Annotated in this window: 18 protein-coding genes, 2 tRNA genes and 1 pseudogene; 19 read left to right on the top strand and 2 right to left on the bottom strand. The window is 42.0% G+C overall.

Translation table 11 applies throughout. The annotated features are described in order from the left end of the window. Positions 1 to 27 precede the first annotated feature (27 nt). The 6 genes from ACTQ1L_RS14510 to ACTQ1L_RS14485 all read left to right on the top strand — a co-directional run bounded on the left by ACTQ1L_RS14510 (position 28) and on the right by ACTQ1L_RS14485 (position 6,412). Complete coding sequence (locus ACTQ1L_RS14510; RefSeq protein ID WP_441367905.1) at positions 28 to 1,620, top strand: S8 family peptidase; 1,593 nt, start codon at positions 28 to 30, stop codon at positions 1,618 to 1,620. Positions 1,621 to 1,920: 300 nt separating this feature from the next. Beyond that, positions 1,921 to 3,261: a citrate/2-methylcitrate synthase gene (locus ACTQ1L_RS14505; RefSeq protein ID WP_441367903.1), complete on the top strand. Its 1,341-nt coding sequence runs from the start codon at positions 1,921 to 1,923 to the stop codon at positions 3,259 to 3,261. 88 nt (positions 3,262 to 3,349) lie between these two features. Beyond that, a complete protein-coding gene (gene argJ, locus ACTQ1L_RS14500) occupies positions 3,350 to 4,576 on the top strand; it encodes a bifunctional glutamate N-acetyltransferase/amino-acid acetyltransferase ArgJ (protein WP_441367901.1) in 1,227 nt (408 codons plus the stop codon). Between the two features lie 167 nt (positions 4,577 to 4,743). Then, the gene (locus ACTQ1L_RS14495; RefSeq protein WP_441367913.1) at positions 4,744 to 5,193 is read left to right on the top strand and encodes an Lrp/AsnC family transcriptional regulator; all 450 of its coding nucleotides are present in this window, start codon (positions 4,744 to 4,746) and stop codon (positions 5,191 to 5,193) included. 135 nt (positions 5,194 to 5,328) lie between these two features. Beyond that, complete coding sequence (proC, locus tag ACTQ1L_RS14490; protein ID WP_055238709.1) at positions 5,329 to 6,129, top strand: pyrroline-5-carboxylate reductase; 801 nt, start codon at positions 5,329 to 5,331, stop codon at positions 6,127 to 6,129. A 34-nt stretch (positions 6,130 to 6,163) separates the two neighbouring features. Then, positions 6,164 to 6,412, top strand: a complete 249-nt coding sequence (locus ACTQ1L_RS14485; RefSeq protein ID WP_015568836.1) for a hypothetical protein — start codon at positions 6,164 to 6,166, stop codon at positions 6,410 to 6,412. Between the two features lie 65 nt (positions 6,413 to 6,477). Here ACTQ1L_RS14485 and ACTQ1L_RS14480 read toward each other — a convergent pair whose 3' ends face one another. Continuing rightward, positions 6,478 to 7,005, bottom strand: a complete 528-nt coding sequence (locus ACTQ1L_RS14480) for an FMN-binding protein (protein ID WP_441367899.1) — start codon at positions 7,003 to 7,005, stop codon at positions 6,478 to 6,480. A gap of 117 nt (positions 7,006 to 7,122) precedes the next feature. Beyond that, positions 7,123 to 7,195 (bottom strand) — tRNA-Gly (locus ACTQ1L_RS14475). Positions 7,196 to 7,306: 111 nt separating this feature from the next. On the opposite strand from ACTQ1L_RS14475, the pseudogene ACTQ1L_RS14470 reads away from it, so the two are divergent. The 13 genes and pseudogenes from ACTQ1L_RS14470 to ACTQ1L_RS14410 all read left to right on the top strand — a co-directional run. Next, positions 7,307 to 7,468: pseudogene (locus tag ACTQ1L_RS14470) on the top strand (PhoH family protein); the annotation flags it as partial. A 113-nt stretch (positions 7,469 to 7,581) separates the two neighbouring features. Further along, positions 7,582 to 7,654, top strand: a tRNA-Gly gene (locus ACTQ1L_RS14465). Positions 7,655 to 7,826: 172 nt separating this feature from the next. Next, on the top strand, positions 7,827 to 8,762 hold the full coding sequence (locus tag ACTQ1L_RS14460) for a glycoside hydrolase family 113 (protein ID WP_441367897.1): 936 nt from the start codon (positions 7,827 to 7,829) through the stop codon (positions 8,760 to 8,762). A gap of 464 nt (positions 8,763 to 9,226) precedes the next feature. Further along, positions 9,227 to 10,594, top strand: a complete 1,368-nt coding sequence (locus ACTQ1L_RS14455; RefSeq protein WP_441367895.1) for an ABC transporter substrate-binding protein — start codon at positions 9,227 to 9,229, stop codon at positions 10,592 to 10,594. A gap of 97 nt (positions 10,595 to 10,691) precedes the next feature. Then, complete coding sequence (locus tag ACTQ1L_RS14450) at positions 10,692 to 11,690, top strand: carbohydrate ABC transporter permease (RefSeq protein ID WP_441367893.1); 999 nt, start codon at positions 10,692 to 10,694, stop codon at positions 11,688 to 11,690. Next, positions 11,690 to 12,532 (top strand): carbohydrate ABC transporter permease, encoded by an 843-nt coding sequence (locus ACTQ1L_RS14445; RefSeq protein ID WP_441367892.1) that lies wholly within the window; start codon positions 11,690 to 11,692, stop codon positions 12,530 to 12,532. Before ACTQ1L_RS14450 ends, ACTQ1L_RS14445 begins: the two co-directional genes overlap by 1 nt. 43 nt (positions 12,533 to 12,575) lie before the next feature. After that, positions 12,576 to 13,598, top strand: a complete 1,023-nt coding sequence (locus ACTQ1L_RS14440; RefSeq protein WP_441367891.1) for a glycoside hydrolase family 130 protein — start codon at positions 12,576 to 12,578, stop codon at positions 13,596 to 13,598. Between the two features lie 2 nt (positions 13,599 to 13,600). Then, complete coding sequence (locus tag ACTQ1L_RS14435) at positions 13,601 to 14,767, top strand: AGE family epimerase/isomerase (RefSeq protein ID WP_441367889.1); 1,167 nt, start codon at positions 13,601 to 13,603, stop codon at positions 14,765 to 14,767. Positions 14,768 to 14,845: 78 nt separating this feature from the next. Next, complete coding sequence (locus ACTQ1L_RS14430; protein ID WP_441367888.1) at positions 14,846 to 16,012, top strand: glycoside hydrolase family 130 protein; 1,167 nt, start codon at positions 14,846 to 14,848, stop codon at positions 16,010 to 16,012. A gap of 81 nt (positions 16,013 to 16,093) precedes the next feature. Further along, entirely contained in the window at positions 16,094 to 16,714 is a 621-nt protein-coding gene (locus tag ACTQ1L_RS14425) for a hypothetical protein (RefSeq protein ID WP_441367886.1), read from the top strand. A 119-nt stretch (positions 16,715 to 16,833) separates the two neighbouring features. After that, positions 16,834 to 19,020 carry an alpha-galactosidase gene (locus tag ACTQ1L_RS14420; protein WP_441367884.1) on the top strand — a complete coding sequence of 729 codons (2,187 nt, stop codon included), beginning with the start codon at positions 16,834 to 16,836 and terminating at the stop codon, positions 19,018 to 19,020. 71 nt (positions 19,021 to 19,091) lie between these two features. Further along, positions 19,092 to 20,102 (top strand): LacI family DNA-binding transcriptional regulator, encoded by a 1,011-nt coding sequence (locus tag ACTQ1L_RS14415; protein WP_441367882.1) that lies wholly within the window; start codon positions 19,092 to 19,094, stop codon positions 20,100 to 20,102. A 16-nt stretch (positions 20,103 to 20,118) separates the two neighbouring features. After that, on the top strand, positions 20,119 to 21,801 hold the full coding sequence (locus ACTQ1L_RS14410; protein WP_441367881.1) for a phospho-sugar mutase: 1,683 nt from the start codon (positions 20,119 to 20,121) through the stop codon (positions 21,799 to 21,801). Positions 21,802 to 22,194: the final 393 nt, after the last annotated feature.

Below are 22,194 nucleotides of genomic sequence, written 5' to 3'. Positions count from 1 at the left end.
TAAATATTATATCATATGAGGTAAAATATGCAGTTCATAGTATCAAAAAAGGAGTTCATTCCACCGTTAATAGCTCCTGATATCATAGAGACATTGGGCAATGACTACGAGATATGGACATATGAGGATTACGAAAGACTCCCACCACTTCTGGTGGGAGTTTATTCGTATTCGGCTATTCCAAAGTGTCTTGTTCCTTTATCCACGCAGGGACTTGTAAAGAGCGGTGTTTTCAGGCTTCAAAGGGAGTTTGTTCCGGGACTGTACGGAAATGGTGTGTATGTGGTGGTTATTGACACAGGTGTGAATTATGCGCAGGAGGCTTTTATGACACCTGAGGGTAAGACGAAGATTGCAGTGCTCTGGGATCAGAATACGGATACGGTTTATTCTGAGGATGAGATAAATGCTGCTATTTTATCGGAAAATCCATATGAGAGCATACCGGGCGATGAGGATGGGCATGGTACGTTTGTGGCGAGCGTGATATGTGGCAATGACAGACCGCAGGATGATTTTGCAGGTGTGGCACCACAGGCTAAGCTTATTGTCGTAAAGCTGAAAAGGGCACCTCAAAATCTGTATGATTTCTACTTTATTCCGGATCGTAAAATAGTGTACTCGGAGGCTGATGTGATGAGAGCAGTGCATTTTGCAGATGAGTTTGCAGGTCAAAAGGGAGTACCGGCTGTCTTTTGCATGGCGCTTGGCTGCAATAACGGAAGCCACACGGGAGCTGAGGATCTTTCAGAGTATCTGGACTATATCACGGCAAAAAGAGGCAGGGCTGTGGTTGCGGCAGCGGGCAATGAGGCGAACAGCAGGCATCATTATAAAGGGCGCATAACAGATACAGTCGATGATATTGAGATAAATGTTGAGCAGGATATGGATGGCTTTTATCTGGAATGCTGGGCACTTTCACCTGAGCTATTTACGCTTTCCGTCATATCGCCTAGCGGACAATCAAATCCAGCCGGGGTACCAATGCGACCAGACAGCGGTGAATACTCATTTCTTCTTGAGGGAACAGCGGTGACTATTGACTACAGGCAGACCGGCAGACAGACGAGGGATATGCTTATATTTATCCGCTTTGAAAAGGTGGTGAAGGGAGTGTGGACCATCAGGGTATTTCCACTTATGACTATTGGAGGCGTTTTTAATATGTGGCTCCCGATGACAGGACTTCTTGATACTGATGTGAGCTTTATTGTCTCGGAGCCTGATACCACGCTGACCATGCCTTCGGATGCTAAGCTTGTGATAACGGCGGGAGGCTATAATTCCCTAAATGATGCAATACTTTTAGAGTCGGGAAGGGGCTTTGACGCAGATGGTGGAATAAAGCCGGATCTCGTAGCACCGGCTGTGGATATCACAGGGGCAAATCCAAGAGGAATGTATATAGCACTAAGTGGTACATCGGCGGCTGCTGCAATCACTGCAGCGGTGGCGGCTCTCATCATGGAGTGGATGATAGTGAGAGGCAATCTTTTGCTCGCAAACGGAGTGGATATAAAAAATGCCATGGTAAGAAACTGCCGCAGAAAAGAAAAAACCGACTATCCAAATAAAATTTTTGGCTACGGATTCATGAATGGGTTTGCCAATTTCTAAGAAAACGGATATAATATATTCTAAAAGGGTAACTATTCAGAACCACTGAGAACAAAAAAGCTGATGCGTCATGCTTGCATGTAAGCAGCAGATTTTCCTGTTCTCTGGTGGCTCGAATAGAGCCACCCCCACACATATGAGCAAAATTAGCTGCGTAGTAGCGGCGCTAAACGTCCGGGGGACGTTTGTTCAGCGCGGACTGTAACGGAGTGTAGACAAAGCACGAGTATCGTGCGGTTTTGCGAATGTGCGTGGATGGTTCTGAATAGTCACCTAAAGGTAAAAAGGAAGGGTGAATGGATGTCAAAAAGCAATAATTTATTAGCGGATTACGCTGCAAAAAAACAGGATATTTGTATCAAAAATGACACAATTTCAGATAGTCTTTTCAGGGAATATGGTGTCAACAGAGGACTTAGGGATGTAAACGGAAAGGGAGTTCTGACAGGTCTTACGAATATTTCAGAGATTGTTTCATTTAAAACGGGCGAGGATGGCAGCAGCGTGCCATGTGACGGACAATTGTGGTACAGGGGCTACAATGTAAAGACGCTTACAAACAACTTAAGGCCCGGTGAGTTTGGTTTTGAAAAAATTGCTTATCTGCTGCTTTTCGGGCAGCTGCCATCTGAGAGTGAATTGGCTGAGTTTACAGAGGTTTTAGGAAGAAGCAGAACCCTTCCTACCAACTTTACGAGGGATGTCATCATGAAGGCTCCGTCAAAGGATATCATGAATTCCATGACGAGAAGTATACTGACACTGGCTTCATATGATCCTCTTGTAGCAAAGGCGGGCATCGACAACAATATCAGACAGTGCTTATCACTTGTTGCAATATTCCCGATGCTTGCAGTTTACGGTTATCATGCGTATAATCATTATGAAAATGATCAGAGCATGTATATTCACAGGCCGGATCCAAAGCTTTCGGCAGCTGAAAACTTCCTTAGGATGCTCAGAGCTGACAATCAATATACAGAGCTTGAAGCAAGGGTGCTTGATATGGCACTTATTCTTCACATGGAGCACGGCGGTGGAAACAACTCTACATTTACCACCCGTGTGGTTACATCGGCAGGTACAGATACATACTCTGCTATCGCGGCAGCCATGTCATCCCTTAAGGGACCAAAGCACGGCGGTGCCAATATCAAGGTGATGGAGATGATGCGGGACATCCGTTCGCATGTGAAGCACTGGGATGATGAGGATGAGGTGAGAGCATACCTAAGAAAAATGATGGATGGTGAGGTGTTTGACCACAAGGGACTCATCTATGGAATGGGACATGCGGTGTATTCACTTTCTGACCCGCGAGAGCGTATATTCAGAGGCTATGTGGAGAAACTTTCGGTGGCAAAGAATAGAGATAATGAGATGAATCTCTATAATACAATAGAGAAGGTGGCTCCTGAGATTATCGCTGAAAAGCGCCATATCTTTAAGGGTGTTTCTCCGAATGTCGATTTCTATAGCGGCTTTGTTTATGATATGCTTGGTATTCCTATGGAGCTTTACACACCTCTTTTTGCCATTGCGCGAATCGTTGGCTGGAGTGCCCACAGGCTTGAGGAGATTGTCGGCATGAACAAGATTATCCGTCCGGCTTACAAGAGCGTCATGAAAGAGATAGAGTAACGAGAGGATGTTACAGTCTATCGTTCATATATCAAAAATACGATATGTTGGGGATTGGACATATTAAAAGAATCGAGGTATTATACAAATGAGTTTTATAAAGGTAAAAAAGGGTGTCTGTGCAGCAAAAGGCTTTGTTGCAAACGGATTAAACTGTGGATTAAACAGTGACAAAAACAAAAATGACCTGGCTTTAGTTTATTCAGAAACACAGTGTCAGGCGGCGGCTGTTTACACAACAAACAAGGTGAAGGGCGCGCCTATTCAGGTGACAAAGGCACACCTTGAGGCATCAGGACATACGGCAAAGGCTGTTATTGCCAACAGCAAAAACGCCAACACCTGCAATGCTGACGGAGTAGAGAAGGCTCAGAGAATGTGCGAGCTTGTAGCAGCAGAGCTTTCGATTGATCCAAACGAGGTTATAGTGGCATCTACAGGAGTTATTGGCCAGGTGCTTCCTATTGAGCCTATCGAGAGCCATATAAAGGAGCTTGCAAAGGGACTTTCGGCAGACGGCAACGACAGGGCTGTAAACGCTATAATGACTACAGATACCGTTCCAAAGCAGTATGCGGTAAAGTTCATGCTTGGAGACAGTGAGTGTACAGTAGGCGGTATGGCAAAGGGAAGCGGCATGATTCACCCGAACATGGCTACTACCTTAAATTTTATCACATCAGATGTTGCCATTTCATCGGAGCTCATCCAGAAGGCCTTGAGCGAGATTGTAAAGGTTACCTACAACTGCTTAAGCATTGACGGCGATACCTCTACCAATGATATGGTAAGCATCATGGCAAACGGTCTTGCAGGAAACACACCTATTACTACAGAGAATGATGATTATCAGACCTTTAAGGATGCACTGTACGAGGTACTTTCAAATCTTACAAGAATGCTTGCAAAGGATGGAGAGGGTGCTTCAAAGCTTTTAGAGTGCACATGCGCAGGTGCGCCTGATCTTGATACAGCAATTATTGTGGCAAAGAGCGTTATCCGTTCACCACTTTTAAAGTGTGCTATGTTTGGCGAGGATGCCAACTGGGGACGAATCCTTTGTGCTATAGGCTATGCGGAGGCTGATTTTGATATAGACAAGGTGGAGCTTCACCTGCGCTCAACAGCAGGAAGCATCAAGGTGTGCGAGAACGGTGCCGGAGTTGACTTCTCAGAGGAGGAGGCAGCAAAGATACTGCATGAGGACGAGATTTACATCGACATAGATTTACACCAGGGAGATGTGTCAGCCAAGGCATGGGGCTGTGATCTTACATATGATTATGTAAAAATTAACGGAGATTACAGATCTTAATCTTGACAAGTAATATTGATTAATGATATTATTTTTCTAAAGTAATTAATTAATAAAGTAAAGTGAACGAGGGTGTTCAGATATTAGGTTATCTGCGCCCTCTTTTTGTTGGAAAAATCACATTTACAAAAGAGAGATTAGGAGGCGGTACCTTGACTAAGAATGCATTGGATATGATTGATGAGAAAATAGTAGAGCTGCTGCAGGAAAATGCACGTATAGCGATAAAGGAGATAGCGGCACAGGTGTTTTTGTCATCACCGGCTGTAACAGCCAGAATAGAGAGATTGGAGAGCAAGGGAATCATAAAGGGCTATCATGCCACTGTTGATTCGGTTAATCTGGGCTATAAGATAAAGGCTTTTGTCAATCTGGACCTGGAGCCTGTACAAAAGGAAGAGTTTTATCCGTTTATTGAGAGTGTGGAGAATGTCATAGAGTGCAATTGTGTGACAGGAGAGTATTCTATGCTCATAGAGGTGGAGTTTTTAGATACGAAGGAGCTTGATGACTTTATCAACAATCTGCAGAAATTCGGCAAGACAAGTACACAGATAGTTTTTTCCACTCCTGTTGAGCACAGAGGTCTGCCTGTACATTCAGGTTTTGATGCATAAGATGATATTAGAGTTAAAAGATATTTTGCATGATTGAATGAAGTGTGCTAAAATAGTTTGCAAAAATACTGACTGTTAAACATGATTTTGGATGCTTTGAATAGTCAGATATATTGATTACGGCAGGAGGATAATATGAGTAAGAAATTAGGCTTCATAGGTTGTGGAAACATGGGAAAGGCAATGATACACGGAGTGCTGGCATCAGGCAAGGCACAGGCAAGCGATATTCTTGCATCTGCAAAGACCGAAAGCTCCAGAGAAAAGAATGCAGCAGAGCTTGGAATCAGGCTGACAGCGGACAATAAGAGCGTAGCAGAGTTTGCAGATATTTTGTTTTTAGCAGTAAAGCCACAGTACTATGAGGAGGTTATAGCAGAGATAAAGGACACTGTTAGTGACGATGAAATCATTGTTTCGATTGCACCGGGCAAGTCACTTTCGTGGTTTGACGAGATGTTTGGAAAGAGCTTAAAGGTTATACGTACCATGCCAAATACACCTGCCATGGTTGGTGAGGGCATGATGGGAGTCTGTGCAAATGAAAGAGTATCGCAGGCAGAGCTTGATACAGTGCTTGATTTGTGCTCGGGATTTTCAAAGGCTGAGATGATAGACGAGAAGCTCATGGATGTAGTGACAGCAGTCAGCGGAAGTTCACCGGCATATGTGTTTATGTTTATCGAAGCCATGGCAGATGCAGCTGTAGCAGGCGGCATGCCAAGGAGCCAGGCATATACATTTGCAGCCCAGGCAGTGCTTGGAAGTGCAAAAATGGTTCTCGAGACAGGAAAGCATCCGGGCGAGCTCAAGGATATGGTGTGCTCACCGGCCGGAACAACTATCCAGGCTGTGCGTGTGCTTGAGGAAAAGGGCATGAGAAGCAGTGTTTTTGAAGCTATGATGAAATGCCTTGATATCTCCCGCAAAATGTAGTAGAATTATTGCATTGAGTTAAAGGAGAAAAGCAATGAGTCAGGCAAAGGTTGATAAATATAAGAATGAAAAGGCAAATCGTAAAAAGACAAATGCCAGAAATAAAGTAAAGCGTGTTATAGCACGAATTGTTGCAGCTGCGGCTGTAGTCGCATTAGTAGGCTGGGGCGGTTACTCCGGATATCAGTACTATGAGAAGAGTCGTCCGGTGAACTGCTATTACGCAGATATCAGTGCTGTCAGCGATTATCTACAGGGATTATCTACAGACAGTGAGCAGTAGATTATATTTTTGATACATAACATATATTTTACGATTTATATGATTAAGTTAAAATACCTCGCAGGTTACTGCGAGGTATTTTCAGTTTTTGAAGAATCCCCGTGCTCTTTTTGTGATTCAGATACAGTCTTTGCATTTTCTTCGGTATTTGAGCTGTCAGATTTTTTTGCTTTGGAGAGTGTACTATCAATGGCATTGAGCAGCACTTTGGAGGTGTACTGACTGGTATTGGCATAGGAAATATTATCGGTGGATTGATTTTGCACAATCTGCGATACGAGCTCGTTCATAGCAGGCTCAACAAGCGGATACATGGTTTCCACCGAATCAGTCATGTTTTCAAGGCTTATGGAGTTAATGTTATTACTGTCCACCGCCACAGACACATCGATAGCCGCCCCACCCAGCGCTACAGATGTATTGTACACACCCGGTGTATACATGCCGGTTTCTTCGACTGCAGGCTTTGGCTCATCACCTGAAAAGAAATATGTAGCAGCGAAAATTATCAGAAGAAGCAGTATGCCCAGGAGCACTCCGGTCATAATGACATGCTTCATTTTTACAACGACGATTTTTGTTTTTGCACTCATATGCGCCTCCTGTGGTTGTTTTATATATAATATGTGTGGGGACGCGCAAATATGACAGATATTCCTGCCTATAACGAAAAAGAGATATCCATGAAGGATATCTCTTTTTGTTATAAGAGCGATAGACGGGGCTCGAACCCGCGGTCTCGACCTTGGCAAGGTCGCGCGTTACCAACTACGCCACTATCGCATTTGTTATGTTTGTGAGCTCTCTTGTGTCGAGCACGTGTTATATAATACACGATAGAGGAGCATCTGTCAACAGTTATTTTGGAAATTTTTGAAAAAGTTTTCAGATAACCTTATAATAGATGAAACACAGAATATGATACCCAATCAGGTGAAGGGAATCATAACACGATCCGGTCAGGGAACAAAGATTATTCTGCTTGGTGATCATACACTCTCGGCAGAAGAATGTGAACGCTCGGTGCTTGCGATGGATGCTGTGAAGCGTCTATAAAATATTTTATTTTAAATTTTTACAAAAAATTTAAAATAATGGTTGACAGATACGCTACTATCATGTATTATATAACACGTGCCAAGCACAAGAGAGCACACAACTTAATACATGCGATAGTGGCGTAGTTGGTAACGCGCGACCTTGCCAAGGTCGAGACCGCGGGTTCGAGCCCCGTCTATCGCTCTTATAACAAAAAGAGATATCCACGAAGGATATCTCTTTTTCGTTATAGGAGTGAAGCAAAGCCATTCACCCGCGGTGCGGGGTACGATTATATTTTAATTTGCAATTTATTCGAAAAGATGATATATACTCAATAAACAAAAAACTATAATAAGAGAATATGGAGGATGACATGGAGTACATTAAAGGATTTACGTTTGCACCGTTTGCGGGAGCAGGGGATTTCGATACGACTGAGGCAAGGGAGAGTCTTAGGCTTATGAAGGAGCGCACAGGAGCCAATTTCGTGACGTTTGTGCCGGGTGGACTGCAGAAGACGGCACACTCTGAGGATATCTTATATACCACTGACAGGACAATGACGGACGATGAGCTTTGCAATATGATAGATTATGCAAAGAAGCTAGGCCTCAGGGTGGCGCTTAAGCCTACTGTAAATTGTATGGATGGTACATGGAGAGCATTTATCAGCTTCTTTGATGAGGATGTGGTGTGTGAGCCTAAATGGGGCAACTGGTTTAAGTCATACACTGATTTTCAGGTGCATTATGCAAGGATTGCTAAGGAACATGGCTGCGAGCTGTTTATTGCAGGTTGTGAGCTGGTGATGAGTGAGCACAGGGAAAAAGAGTGGCGTGACGTGATTGCTGCCATACGGTCAGTCTATGATGGGGCGGTATCCTACAATACTGACAAATACCAGGAACACAATGTGAGCTGGTGGGACTGTGTGGATATAATATCATCAAGCGGATATTATCCTCTTACTGACTGGGACAGACAGCTTGACAGAATAGAAGCCGTTGTGGAAAAGTATAATAAGCCTTTTTTCTTTGCAGAGACCGGCTGTATGTCAGTGGCAGGATCACCTGAGGTGCCAAATAACTGGGAGGTAAAAGGGGAAAGCGACCTGGATGGACATGCTGTATGGTTTGATGAGATGTTGTCAAAATGTATGAAGAGGCCATGGCTTAAGGGTGTATGCATCTGGTCATGGTCCAATCATCTGTATGATGAAGCAGATATAAATAATCAGAAGAACTACGAGGTGTACTTAAAGCCTGCCGAGAGAGTGATTAATGCATATTATTGTAATAAAGAGGCTTAGATGCATAATTTAAAAGCTTTCAGGATATATAGCGAATTTAGATATTTTTAATCGTTGCCGGTTATACTTAGGTGTAATCAGCAACGATTTTCTTTTAAAATAAGACAATTATATGGTGGTAAGCGTAAAAAAAGGTAATTAACTTATATTTATTATAACTAAAAATGAACTGAGATTAAACTGATATAAATTGATAATGCTGATTTAATGTGGTTAATTAATATAATGTAATTAAATTATAATTAATAATATGATTAAAAAATGTGATTAAATGGTTAATTAAGCAATTTTTTGACAATATTATGTGTAATATATATAAAAATAGAGTTAAATCAATGTTATATTCGCTGAATTAACGTAAATTCTTTAAAAACACTTGCAAAACGCTCACTTAAGCGTTAGAATTAAACCAAGCTAAAAAGCTATTAAAAAACTAATTAAATCTTAAAACGGAGGGTAACAATATGAAAAAGCAAAAGCTAATTAGTATTGGACTTGTCGCAGCAATGGTGGCATCACTTACAGCCTGCGGCGGAAACGGAGGGAATGGCGATACTCAGAAGAGCGCAAACAAGGATGTGCCTAAGTTTGACTCATTAAATGTTGGTGAGGATTACAAGGACTTAAAGGCTGATATCAAAATTCTTACAAACAGAACAGATATCTGTGACACAGTATACAAGGAGTATGCTAAAGAATTCCAGAAGATGTATCCGGACATCAACATTACATATGAAGGAATCACAGATTATGATGAGACAGTTACTTTAAGACTGACAAACGGTGACTGGGGCGATATCTGCTTCATTCCTAATAAGGTAGATAAGAGCGAGTTCGCAAACTACTTCACAGAGCTTGATGACTTAACTACAATGGATGCTAAATACAACTACATGACAGAGAAAGCGTTCGATGACAAAGTATACGGTATTCCAAACGGTGGTACAGCTGGCGGTGTTGCTTACAACAAGGCAGTATGGAAGGCAGCTGGAATTACAGAGCTTCCAAAGACACCTGATGAGTTCTTAAATGACTTAAAGAAGATTAAGGACAATACAGATGCAATTCCTCTTTACACAAACTTCTCAGCAGGCTGGACAATGGGTGCTTGGAATGATTATGTAGGAATCGCTTCAAACGGAGATCCTGATTACAAGAACAACGAACTTCTTCATCAGAAGAATCCATTCACAAAGAACGATGAGAACAGCGGACCTTACGCAGTTTACTACACACTTTACAATGCAGTATCAAACAAGCTTGTAGAGGATGATCCTGCTTCTTCTGACTGGGAGTCATCAAAGACAAAGATTAACAATGGTGAAATTGCAACAATGGTACTTGGTTCATGGTGCGTACAGCAGTTCAAGGATGCTGGTGATCATGCAGATGATATCGGATATATGCCATTCCCAATCTCTGTAAACGGCAAGCAGTCTGCAGCAGCTGGTGGAAACTACGCATACGCTGTAAACAAAGAGGCAAGCACAGACAACCAGATCGCATCAATGCTTTACATCAAATGGCTTATCGAGGATTCAACAATCTTTGATGACGAGGGAAGTATTCCAGAAGTTAAGGGAAAAGATCTTCCGGCAGCACTTTCGGAGTTCAATGGCGTAGAGCTTCTTTCAAACAATGCAGCAGTAAAGGGCGAAGAGGATCTCTATGACAAGATCACAAACGACGCTGAGGTATTAAGTGGAGATGACCCAGTGAGTGAAGTTCTTGAGGGAGCACTTTACGGCAATGCAACACTCGATGATATTATGAACGAGTGGAATGACAAGTGGACATCAGCTCAGGAGTCAAACGGAGTAGAAGTTAAATAACTAAGAGATGTAATATATATGCTCTTGATGTCAAAGGCAGTAACTTGAAAAAGGAAGCTGCCTTTTTCATCAAAAGGCATTCTGAAAGGAGCTATTTATGAGTAATCCGGCTACGGCAGCACAGAAAAAATCATTTGGTGAATGGTTTAGAAGCAGAAAAGTGCAAAAGCGTCTTCTTATAGGAACGTTTATGATTGTGCCGCTTTTATTATTACTTACATTTACATATATTCCATTCGCAAAGATGGTACAATTTAGTTTTTATGACATGAAATATATTGGACCAAGAACATGGGTCGGAATTAAGAACTATGTGGATGTTTTTAAGAGATCAGATATCTTTGGATCTTTGTTACTCAGCTTATATTATATGGCTGGTGCAGTTATACAGCTTGCTTTAGCACTGTTTTTTGCAACATTATTTGTGTTTAAGGTAAAAGGTGAGTCTTTTTTTAAGGCAACAATGTTTTTCCCGTACTTAATCTGCGGTATTGCGGTCGGATTTATTTTCAAATTCTTCTATCAGAGAGGAATGGTACTTGATACTATACTCCAGATGTTTGGAATGAATCTGAATAATATACCATTCTGGTTAAAGGATCAAAAAATCAATAACTGGTCGCTTGTTGCGACATCTGTATGGAGATATACAGGACAGAACATGGTACTTTTCTTAGGAGCCATGATGTCTGTGGACACAGACCTTTATGAGGCTGCATCACTTGATGGTGCAAACAAATGGCAGCAGTTTAAATACATAATTCTGCCAAGTATTAAATCAATAGTAGTACTTAACCTTGTTCTCTCAATCAGTGGTTCTTTAAGTGCATTTGAGCCACCATACGTTATCACAAACGGACGAATGGGAACAGGTACATATTTTGTAATTATGAACAGACTGGCACACGAGAATCAGAAGGTTGGTCTTGCAAGTGCCATGGCTATAGTGCTTCTTGTAATTATAATAATTGTTACAGTGGCGCAGAAGCTTTTCTTCAAGTATGCATTTGATGACGGTTCATCTGACGAGTCAAAGGCAGCGGTAAAAGCTAAAAAGAAGGCTGCAAAGTTAGCTAAAAAGGAGGCGCGTGCATAATGAAAGGCAATAAGATTAAATTAGTTATATTTGACATATTCAAATATGTGATGCTTATAATTGCTGCACTGGTGGCACTTGTTCCAATCCTTGTATGTATTTTTGCAGCGTTTAAGACGAACGACGAATACGCTTCATCGACAGCTCTTCAGCTTCCGGAGTCGTTTCTGTATTTTGACAACTTCAGGATAGCAATTGAGAAGGCAAATATGTTTAAATGCTTCGCTAATACGTTTATCGTACTTATCGTGGTATTGATTTGCTCAGTATTAATCAGTGCAATGACGGCTTATGTACTAAACCGTTTTACATTTCCGGGCAGAGGTATGATCGAGAACCTGTTCCTTTTCGCATCACTGCTTCCGGGCATTGCAATGCAGGTTACTATTTATCAGATCATGTACAAATTAGGACTCATCAATCATTTATATGGATACATGATCGTGCTGATGGGAACAGATATTATATCCATCTATATCTTCCTCCAGTTCTTCGAGAATCTGCCGGTATCACTTGACGAATCGGCCATTATAGATGGATGCACATATTTTGGAATCTTTTTCAAAATTCTGCTCCCATTGCTCAAGCCTGCAATTATGACTTCACTTGTATTAAAAGGAGTAAGCGTGTACAACGAGTACTACGCATCAAGCCTTTATTTACAGAATGAGGAGCTTAAGACGATTTCGACAGCTTTATATACATTTACAGGCCCTTACGGAAACCAGTACAACTACATCTGTGCAGGTGTGCTGATTACAATAGCACCTATACTTATATTCTTCCTGATATTCCAAAAGCAGGTGTACAGTGGAATGGCATCAGGTGCAGTAAAGGGTTAATAAACAATAATAGTATTTAATAAGAGAATAGGAGACCATATAAATGAGTGATTTTAGATTAATATGTCCTGAGGTTGACAATGTACCCTGGGAGGAGAAACCTGAAAATTTAAAAGGAGCACCTATCTGGAGATATTCACAAAACCCTATCATTGGAAGAAATCCGGTGGAGGGTGTAGCCAGAATTTTTAATAGTGCTGTTATTCCATATGAAGGAGCCTTCATAGGAGTATTCCGTGGAGAGCAGACAAACGGAATACCATATATCTATCTTGGCAGAAGCGAGGATGCTGTTCATTGGAATTTTGACAAAAATAAAATTGAGTTTGTAGATGAGGAAGGAAAGCCTTTCATGCCAATCTACGCTTATGACCCAAGACTTGTAAAGGTTGAAGACACATACTATGTTATCTGGTGCCAGGACTTTTACGGAGCAGCAATCGGTGTTGCTAAAACTACAGATTTTAAGACTTTTATTCGTATAGAAAATCCTTTCCTCCCATTTAATAGAAATGCGGTACTTTTCCCAAGAAAGGTAAACGGAAATTTTCTTATGCTTTCAAGACCAAGTGACAGTGGCCACACTCCATTTGGTGATATCTTCCTCTCAGAGAGCAAGGATATGGTTTATTGGGGAAAGCACCGTCATGTGATGGGAAAATCAAGCGAATGGTGGGAGTCACTCAAGATCGGCGGAGGTGCAGCTCCTATTGAGACAAGCGAGGGCTGGCTTCTTCTTTACCATGGTGTAAGTGGAACATGTAACGGATATGTTTACAGCATCGGTGGAGCAATCCTTGATATTGATAATCCTTCAATTGTTAAATATCGTTGCGAGAATTTCCTTCTCACTCCAGAGGAGTGGTATGAGGAGAGGGGCTTTGTGCCAAACGTATGCTTCCCATGCGCAACAATACATGACAGCAAGACAAACAAGATGGCAATCTACTATGGAGCAGCAGACAGCTATGTAGGACTTGCGTTCGCATATGCAGATGAGCTCGTTGACTACATCAAGGCACACAGTGTAGTAAGAGAAAACGATACAGAGATAGGCAGGCGTTAATTATGAACTTGGCACATGAGGTGAGAAGGGAATTGACAGACAGAATAATTCCCTTTTGGAAGAGGCTCCGTGACGATGAGCACGGCGGCTATTACGGATATATGGATTTTGACCTGAACGTGGATAAGGAGTATGAAAAGGGCTGCATATTAAACAGCCGAATCCTTTGGTTTTTTGCCAATGCCTATATGACTCTTAAGGACAAATCCCTTCTTGATGAGGCAGCTCACGCATACAGCTTTATGCGTGACTGCTGTGAGGACAAGGAATATGGTGGTGTGTTTTGGTCAGTTACATATGATGGACTGCCACTGGATACGACAAAGCACATTTATAATCAGGCTTTTGCAATTTACGCGCTTTCTTCATATTATGCAGCGTCAAATGACAGTAGTGCTCTGGATTTTGCCATGAGTCTGTTTGAAAAAATTGAGACGATTGGAACCGACAGCTACGGATATCTCGAGTCCTTCAACCGAAAATGGGAGCTTGAGGATAATGATAAGCTGTCAGAGAATGGTCTGCTTGCAGACAAGACTATGAACACTTTACTTCATGTGCTTGAGGCATATACAGAGCTGTACCGTGTGAATAAGGATGAAAAAGTAAGGTCTGCTTTAGTAAAGATACTTGATGCATTCAGAAATCAGGTATACAACGAAAAGACAAATCGCCTGGAGGTATTCTTCGATGAGAAGATGAATACAATATCAGATCTTTACTCATACGGACATGATATAGAGGCATCGTGGCTTTTGGATAGAGCTGCCACAGTACTTTCAGATGATAAAATCAAGGCTGATACAAATGCTTACACAAATAAGCTGGTGGCAGAGGTATACAATGAGGCACTTGCAGATGGTGCAATGAACAATGAGTGCTTCAAAGGAGTTGTTGATACCACGAGAGTATGGTGGGTTCAGGCTGAGGCCATGGTTGGCTTCTACAATTGCTATGAAAAGACCGGAGAAGAAAAATATAAAGATATCACAGAGCAGCTTTGGGATTATATCAAGAACTATATTATCGACAAGAGAGAGGGATCTGAGTGGTTCTGGGATCTTGACAAGGATAATAATCCGGTTAGCAGAAAGCCGATTGTGGAGCCTTGGAAGTGTCCATATCACAACGGCAGAATGTGCATGGAGATAATCAGAAGATGCTTGTAAAATAACAAAATATTTATACCTGAGTACTTTATAAGCTATAGCATAGATATGAATTAAAAATTAGCAGGAGGATGCGCAATGATACATAAACAGTATTTTGTTGAGCAGGCAAAATTAGAGAAATTACAGCAGAAGAAAAACCGCAAAAGTGACTTCTATAATGGAATATATGACAGATATGTGGATCCTGTTCTCACAAGAAACCACATTCCTGTAACTTGGAAATATGATATCAATGAGGAGACAAATCCGTACTTTATGGAGCGTCTCGGAGTGAATGCAGTTATGAATTCAGGTGCTATTGAGATGAACGGAAAGTTTTATCTTGTGGCAAGAGTTGAGGGAAATGACAGAAAGTCCTTTTTTGCAGTAGCAGAGAGCGATAACGGAATAGATGGATTTAAATTCTGGGATTATCCGGTAGTGCTTCCGGATACCTGTCCTGATGAGACGAATGTATATGATATGCGTCTGACAAAGCATGAGGATGGATACATTTATGGAGTATTCTGCTCAGAGAGCAAGGATAAAAATGACCCGGATCTTTCAGCGGCGGTTGCTGAGGCGGGAATCGTGCGGACAAAGGATTTAAAGACTTGGGAGCGCCTTGACAATTTAAAGACACTTCAGTCACCACAGCAGAGAAATGTTGTGCTTCATCCTGAGTTTGTGGATGGAAAATATGCATTTTATACACGTCCTATGGATGGTTTCATCGAGACAGGAAGCGGCGGTGGAATAGGCTTTGGACTGTGTGATGACATAAAGCATGCTGTAATAAATGAAGAAAAAATCATCAGCAGACGCGTATATCATACACTTACAGAGGCAAAAAACGGTGCCGGTGCAGTTCCTTTCAAGGGAAAGAAATGCTGGATTCACATAGCTCACGGTGTTAGAAATACAGCAGCGGGACTTCGTTATGTGCTATATGCTTTTGCGACAGACTTGAATGACCCTGCGAAGGTGATAGCAGAGCCATCTGGAGTATTTCTTGTTCCTCTCGGAAAAGAGAGAGTGGGAGATGTCTCAAATGTGGTATTCACAAACGGTGCCATTGCCAGAGAAAATGGTGACGTATATATCTATTATGCTTCTTCGGACACAAGAATGCATGTTGCAACAACTACTATTGACAAGCTCGAGGATTACCTGTTTAATACACCTAAGGACCCTCATCGTTCACCTGATTGTGTGAAGCAAAGATGCGAGCTTATTTCAAAGAATCTGGAATTGCTGTCATAGAGACTGTGAGATTTTTGGCTCTGCTTTTTTGCAGAGCCAATTGTTGTTTAAAAATTAGCCGAATAAGGAACGTGAATTAATATGAAAAAAAGCAAAATGAGAAAAGATATGAGTCTTAAAGAAAAAATCGAATATATTGTCATGTATTATAAGTGGCCTATACTTGGCGTATGTGCTGCAATAGGGCTTATTGTATTTCTTGTTGTGCATTTTTGTTTTCCGGCAAAGAAGCCGGAGTTTTCATGTGCACTTATAAATCAAAGGATTGATTATGGCAGGGATTGTGAGCTGGAAAGTGATTTTGCAAATGAAAGTGGCATTGATTTAAGGTATGTGGATATTGATTCGGATTACAATATTTCATATCCGGGACATGAACTTGAGGATGCCAACACAGGTATATTTGATAAATTTTTTATCAGGTATTCAAATGGTGAATTTGACGCAATTATTACAACGGTTGATTTTGCAAAATACTGTCAGAGTGTGGGCGCTGTGTATAAATCAATGGATGAGTATGACACAAAAGGACTTAGCGTGTACGATGAAGATGGAATATCTGGTATTGATATTTCTGATACAGGGCTTATGGATAGTCTTGATAATAAAGATGATGAGAAGCTGATTGTAGTATTTCCGACAGAGGGCAGACATCATGAAGCATGCCAGAAATTTATAAATTTTATACTTAAAAATACTTAATTTGATAGTATAATATTTGAAGGGGTGGAAGCATAAATGAAGATTATTGCATCTGCAGTATAAAGGGAATAATTAATTGATATCACATTTAGACTAAGCTATATGGAGAACTAAAAGCTATGGCAATTAAATATAATGAAAACAACAGAATTTTTAAACTGGATACTGATAATTCCACATATCTGATAGGCATAACACCGGAAGGGTATGTGGGACATGTGTATTATGGAAAAAGGCTTGAATCGGATGCTGCATATTATCTGCTTCGCACTGATGAGCCGCCTTTTACACCATCGGTAAATAAAAGGGAAAAAAGTGCATTTTTGGATTTTTTTCCGATGGAATTATCATGCGGAGGTATAGGTGATTACAGGGAGAGCTGTCTGAATATCAGAAATGATGCAGGCAGCATGGGCTGTGAGTTTTTCTTCGAATCGTATTCTGTTATGCCGGGGAAACCAAAGCTCAAGGGACTTCCTTCATCATTTGGTTCAGCTGATGAGGTGTCTACGCTTGAGATTACATGTATTGATAAAATTCTTGGACTTAAGGTGGTTTTATCATATTCGGTATTTGAGAGAGAAGATGTCATCACGAGAAATGTCCGCCTTGAAAATATAGGAGATAATCTACTTAAAATAGAAAAAATCTATAGTGCATGTCTTGATATGGACAATGAGGATTTTGAGGTTATTACACTTCACGGCTCTTGGGCGAGAGAACGTCATATTCAAAGACATCCGGTATATTTGGGCAAACAGAATGTATCATCCAACAAGGGTGAGTCCGGACATCAGGAGCATCCGTTTATGGCACTCGTGACACCGGAGACCACGCAGACTGCAGGCAGTGTGTACGCCATGAATTTTGTGTATTCAGGAAACTTTATCGGACAGGTTGAACAGACTCAGTTTGGCATGGTTCGTATGGTGATGGGAATCAATCAGGATGAGTTCTGCTGGAACTTAAAAGCAAAAGAGAGCTTTCAGGCACCTGAGGTGGTCATGACATATTCAGGGGAGGGCCTTTCTAAAATGACACACTCATACCATGATTTCTACCGTAGGCACATGATAAGAAGTCCGTACAGGGATAAAAAGCGTCCTATATTGATTAACAACTGGGAGGCAACCTATTTTGATTTCAATACAGAAAAGCTTCTTGATATTGCAAGGGAGGCAAAAAAGGATGGTATAGAGATGCTCGTCATGGACGACGGCTGGTTTGGAGAAAGAAACAGCGATGACTGTTCTCTCGGAGACTGGGTAGTCAATGAGAAAAAGATTACAGGAGGTCTTAAGCATCTGGTTGATGAGGTTAATAAAATTGGACTTAAGTTTGGAATATGGTTTGAGCCTGAGATGATTTCTCCAAACTCAGACCTTTACAGACAGCACCCTGACTGGGCTATACATATTGAAGGCAGAGAGGCGACACAGAGCAGACAGCAGTATGTGCTCGACCTTTCCAATCCAAAGGTAGTAGACTATGCATACGGATGTGTGTCAAAAATACTTCACAGTGCAAATATTGAGTATGTGAAGTGGGATATGAACAGGCAGCTTTCTGACCTTGGAAGTACATATTTGGACAGTGAATCACAGCAGGAGCTTTTCCACAGATATGTACTTGGTGTGTATGAGATGCAGGAGAGACTTGTTACTGAGTTCCCTGATTTACTGCTTGAGAACTGCTCAGGCGGTGGAGCGAGATTTGATCCGGGTATGCTCTACTACAGTCCTCAGATATGGTGCTCAGATGATACGGATGCGGTTGAGAGACTTGAAATACAGGAAGGAACAGCTCTTATATATCCGCTTTCAACGATTGGAGCACATGTGAGTGTCTGTCCAAACCATGCAGTCGGAAGAAACACATCTTTTGAGACAAGAGGCCACGTGGCACTTGCTGGAACCTTTGGCTATGAACTGGATATCACAAAGCTGCCTGAAGCTGAGCGTGCACTGATTTCGGAGCAGACCGCTATGTATCACAAATATAATGACCTTGTCAGAGAAGGCGATTATTACAGAATTGCTTCATACTCACAAAATAAGCAGTATGATTGTTATATGGTTGTAACAAAGGACAAGTCACAAGCACTCATGACATATGTTCAGGTGCGTGGTGTTCCTAATAGTAAGAGCAAAAAGGTGAAACTCATGGGACTTGACCCAAAGGCTTCCTATATGCTCGAAGGCACAGATGCGATGTATTCTGGAGAGCTTCTGATGAAAGGCGGTTTTCTTGTAAAAGGCATGTGGGGGGATGCAACCAGCAGACTGTATCATTTCAAAAAGAAATAGACAATGGTACTTAATTGGTATGTAATTAAATTAACTAATTAAGGTTAAATTTAATAAACCGAGGTGAATAAATGGAGAAAGTAAGACTGTCTGACATTGCTGAGCGTATAGGCGTCAGTACTGTCACCGTACACAATGCACTTTCTGGAAATAAGGGTGTCGGCGAAGAACTTCGTAAACAAATTCAGGAGGTTGCAGATGAGATGGGATATCAGCCTCCGTCTGCCAGAAGACAGATTAAGGAGGCACGGGAATTTTATACAATAGGAGTTTTGATTGCAGAAAATTATCTGGCACAGTATACGACCTTCTACTGGAGAATGTATCAGGATATGGCAATAATTGCCACCGAAAAGCACTGCTTTACTGCTGTTGAAGTTTTAAAAAAAGAGGATGAGATAAAGACTTATAAGATGCCTGCATGTCTTGAGGAAGGTCGCCTGGATGGTCTTGTGGTGATTGGTGAGATTGACAAGACATATATCAGTCATCTTAAGGAAAATTCTGATATCCCGCTTGTTTTCATGGATTTTTATGATAGCAAGCTGGCAGAGGATGCTGTAATACAGGATAATTTTTATGGGATGTTTATGCTGACAGAGTATATGTTTGAACAGGGAGTTGATGAGCTTGCTTTTGTGGGCTCGATATTCAGTACAAGCAGTATTATGGACCGTTACTGTGGCTTCATGAAGTCAATGACGCTGCACGGCAAAAATATCCATCCGGAGTGGCTTATAGAGGATCGCGATGAGTTTGGACATATGGAGTTTGACCTGCCGCATAAGCTGCCAAAAGGCTTCGTGTGTAACTGCGACCTGGCGGCAAGCCTGGTTATGGACAAGCTGAATGATAGAGGAATCCGTGTGCCTGATGATATCTCGGTTGTAGGCTTTGATAATTATCTGTATCCGGGATTGCCGGATAGGAATATCACCACATATGAGGTGAATAAAAAGGCTATGGCACGAGTTGCTCTGGAAAAGATATTAAAGCAGATAAGAAACCCGAAATCAGGTCATGGAATGAGTGTTATTTCAGGCAACATGGTTATAAAAAAGACTGTCAAACAAAAAAACTAGTAGGAGATATGAAATTATGGATTACAATGAAGAATACAAGCTCTGGCTCACATCAGCAACAGCAGATGCAGACGTTGCAGCAGAGCTTAAGGCAATAGAAAATGATCCTGCAAAGATTGAGGATGCATTTTACAGAAATCTGGCATTTGGTACAGGTGGGCTCCGCGGTACAATCGGAGCAGGAACCAACCGCATGAATGTATACACAGTGGCAAAGGCTTCGCAGGGTCTTGCAAACTATCTCGTAGCAAACTTTGATGCACCATCAGTATCCATCGGTTATGACAGCCGTATCAAGTCTGATGTGTTCGCGAAGGTTGCAGCATCTGTATTTGCCGCAAACGGCGTGCAGGTCAATATCTGGCCAGAGCTTCTTCCGGTGCCAACCGTGTCATTTGCCACAAGATATCTCGGCACATCGGCAGGTGTCATGATCACAGCCAGCCATAACCCTAGCAAATACAATGGCTACAAGGTTTACGGCGCTGACGGATGCCAGATTACCACAGAGGCAGCGGCAGAGATTCTTGCCGAGATAGAGAAGCTTGATATCTTTGCTGATGTAAAGCAGTCTGATTTTGAGTCTTGTGTTGCAGATGGTCAGATTAAATATATTTCCGAGGATGTGCTCACAGCCTTTGTTGATGAGGTTAAAAAGCAGTCTCTTCTCGATGACAGCGTAAAGGTGGACAAGAACGTGGCAATCGTTTACTCACCTCTTAACGGAACCGGTCTTAAGCCGGTGCTTCGCACATTAAAGGAGACAGGCTACACAAATATCACAGTAGTAAAGGAGCAGGAAAATCCTGACGGCAATTTCCCTACATGCCCATATCCAAACCCTGAGATTAAGGAAGCTATGGCACTTGGTATGGAGTATGCAAAGAAATGTAACGCAGACCTTCTTCTTGCAACAGATCCTGACTGTGACCGTGTCGGAATCGCAGTCAAAAATGCAGCGGGAGAGTACGTACTTCTTTCAGGAAATGAGACAGGTATGCTCTTATTAAACTATGTCTGCGAGCGAAGAATTGCAATGGGAACTATGCCAAAGGACCCTGTACTCTGCAAGACCATCGTTACAATCGATATGGCAGACAGAATAGCAGCCGATTACGGGGTAAGAACAGTCAACCTGCTCACAGGCTTTAAGTTTATCGGAGAGCAGATTGGACGATTAGAGAAAGAGGGAAAATCTGACTCATACATCTTTGGCTTCGAGGAGAGCTACGGCTACTTAAGCGGCACATATGTGCGCGACAAAGACGCTGTTAACGGTGCTTTCCTCATCTGTGAGATGTTTGCTTACTATAAGACACAGGGCATCAGCCTCATTGACAAGCTCCATTCTCTCTATGAGAAATACGGCTACTGCCTCAATACTCTTCACTCATATGAGTTTGACGGCTCTGCAGGCTTTGCAAAGATGCAGGATATCATGGCTGAGTTCCACAAGGGTCTTGACACTATCGGTGGCAAGAAGGTTATAGAGTGCCAGGATTACAGCAAGGGACTCAACGGGCTTCCTAAGTCTGATGTGCTTAAGTTTATGCTTGAGGGCAACTGCTCAGTGGTTGTGAGACCTTCAGGTACAGAGCCGAAGCTTAAGACTTATATTTCTGTCAGTGCAGTGGATAGAGAGACTGCAGAGAAGGAAGAGCAGATTATATGTGATGAGCTTGCACAGAAGTTTGTGTAGATTTTTGAATTTTGACATGTAGTACGGGGCGCTGCCGCGGGTACTGCGGTGGCACACGTACTATCCCACGCGCTACGCTTCGTGGGTAAGATACTGTACGAAATTATGCTTGGAGGGTTTCTATGCTTGACGAAACCGTCGAAACGTGCCGTCCATGGCGCGGTTCTCCTCGCCCCTGCGTCCTTGCAGGGGCGTTTCTGTGCTTTGCGGCATAATTTCTACAGTATCTAACCCACTGCGCTATTCGCTTGCGTGATAGTACGTGTGCCACCGCGGTGCCTGCTGTTTGTGATTCCTTATCTTGTCCAAATTCAGCTCTCATTTTTGTCCGGCAACTGCTCATTTCATTGCCACAATTAAGATTACATTTCCGGGGCTTTCTGCCCCGGATTT

This window comes from Agathobacter sp. LCP21S3_B2, assembly GCF_052118705.1.
Taxonomy (GTDB): domain Bacteria; phylum Bacillota; class Clostridia; order Lachnospirales; family Lachnospiraceae; genus Roseburia.
The sequence above is the reverse complement of the archived record's forward strand: the minus strand, read 5'-3'. Positions and strand labels throughout refer to the sequence as shown.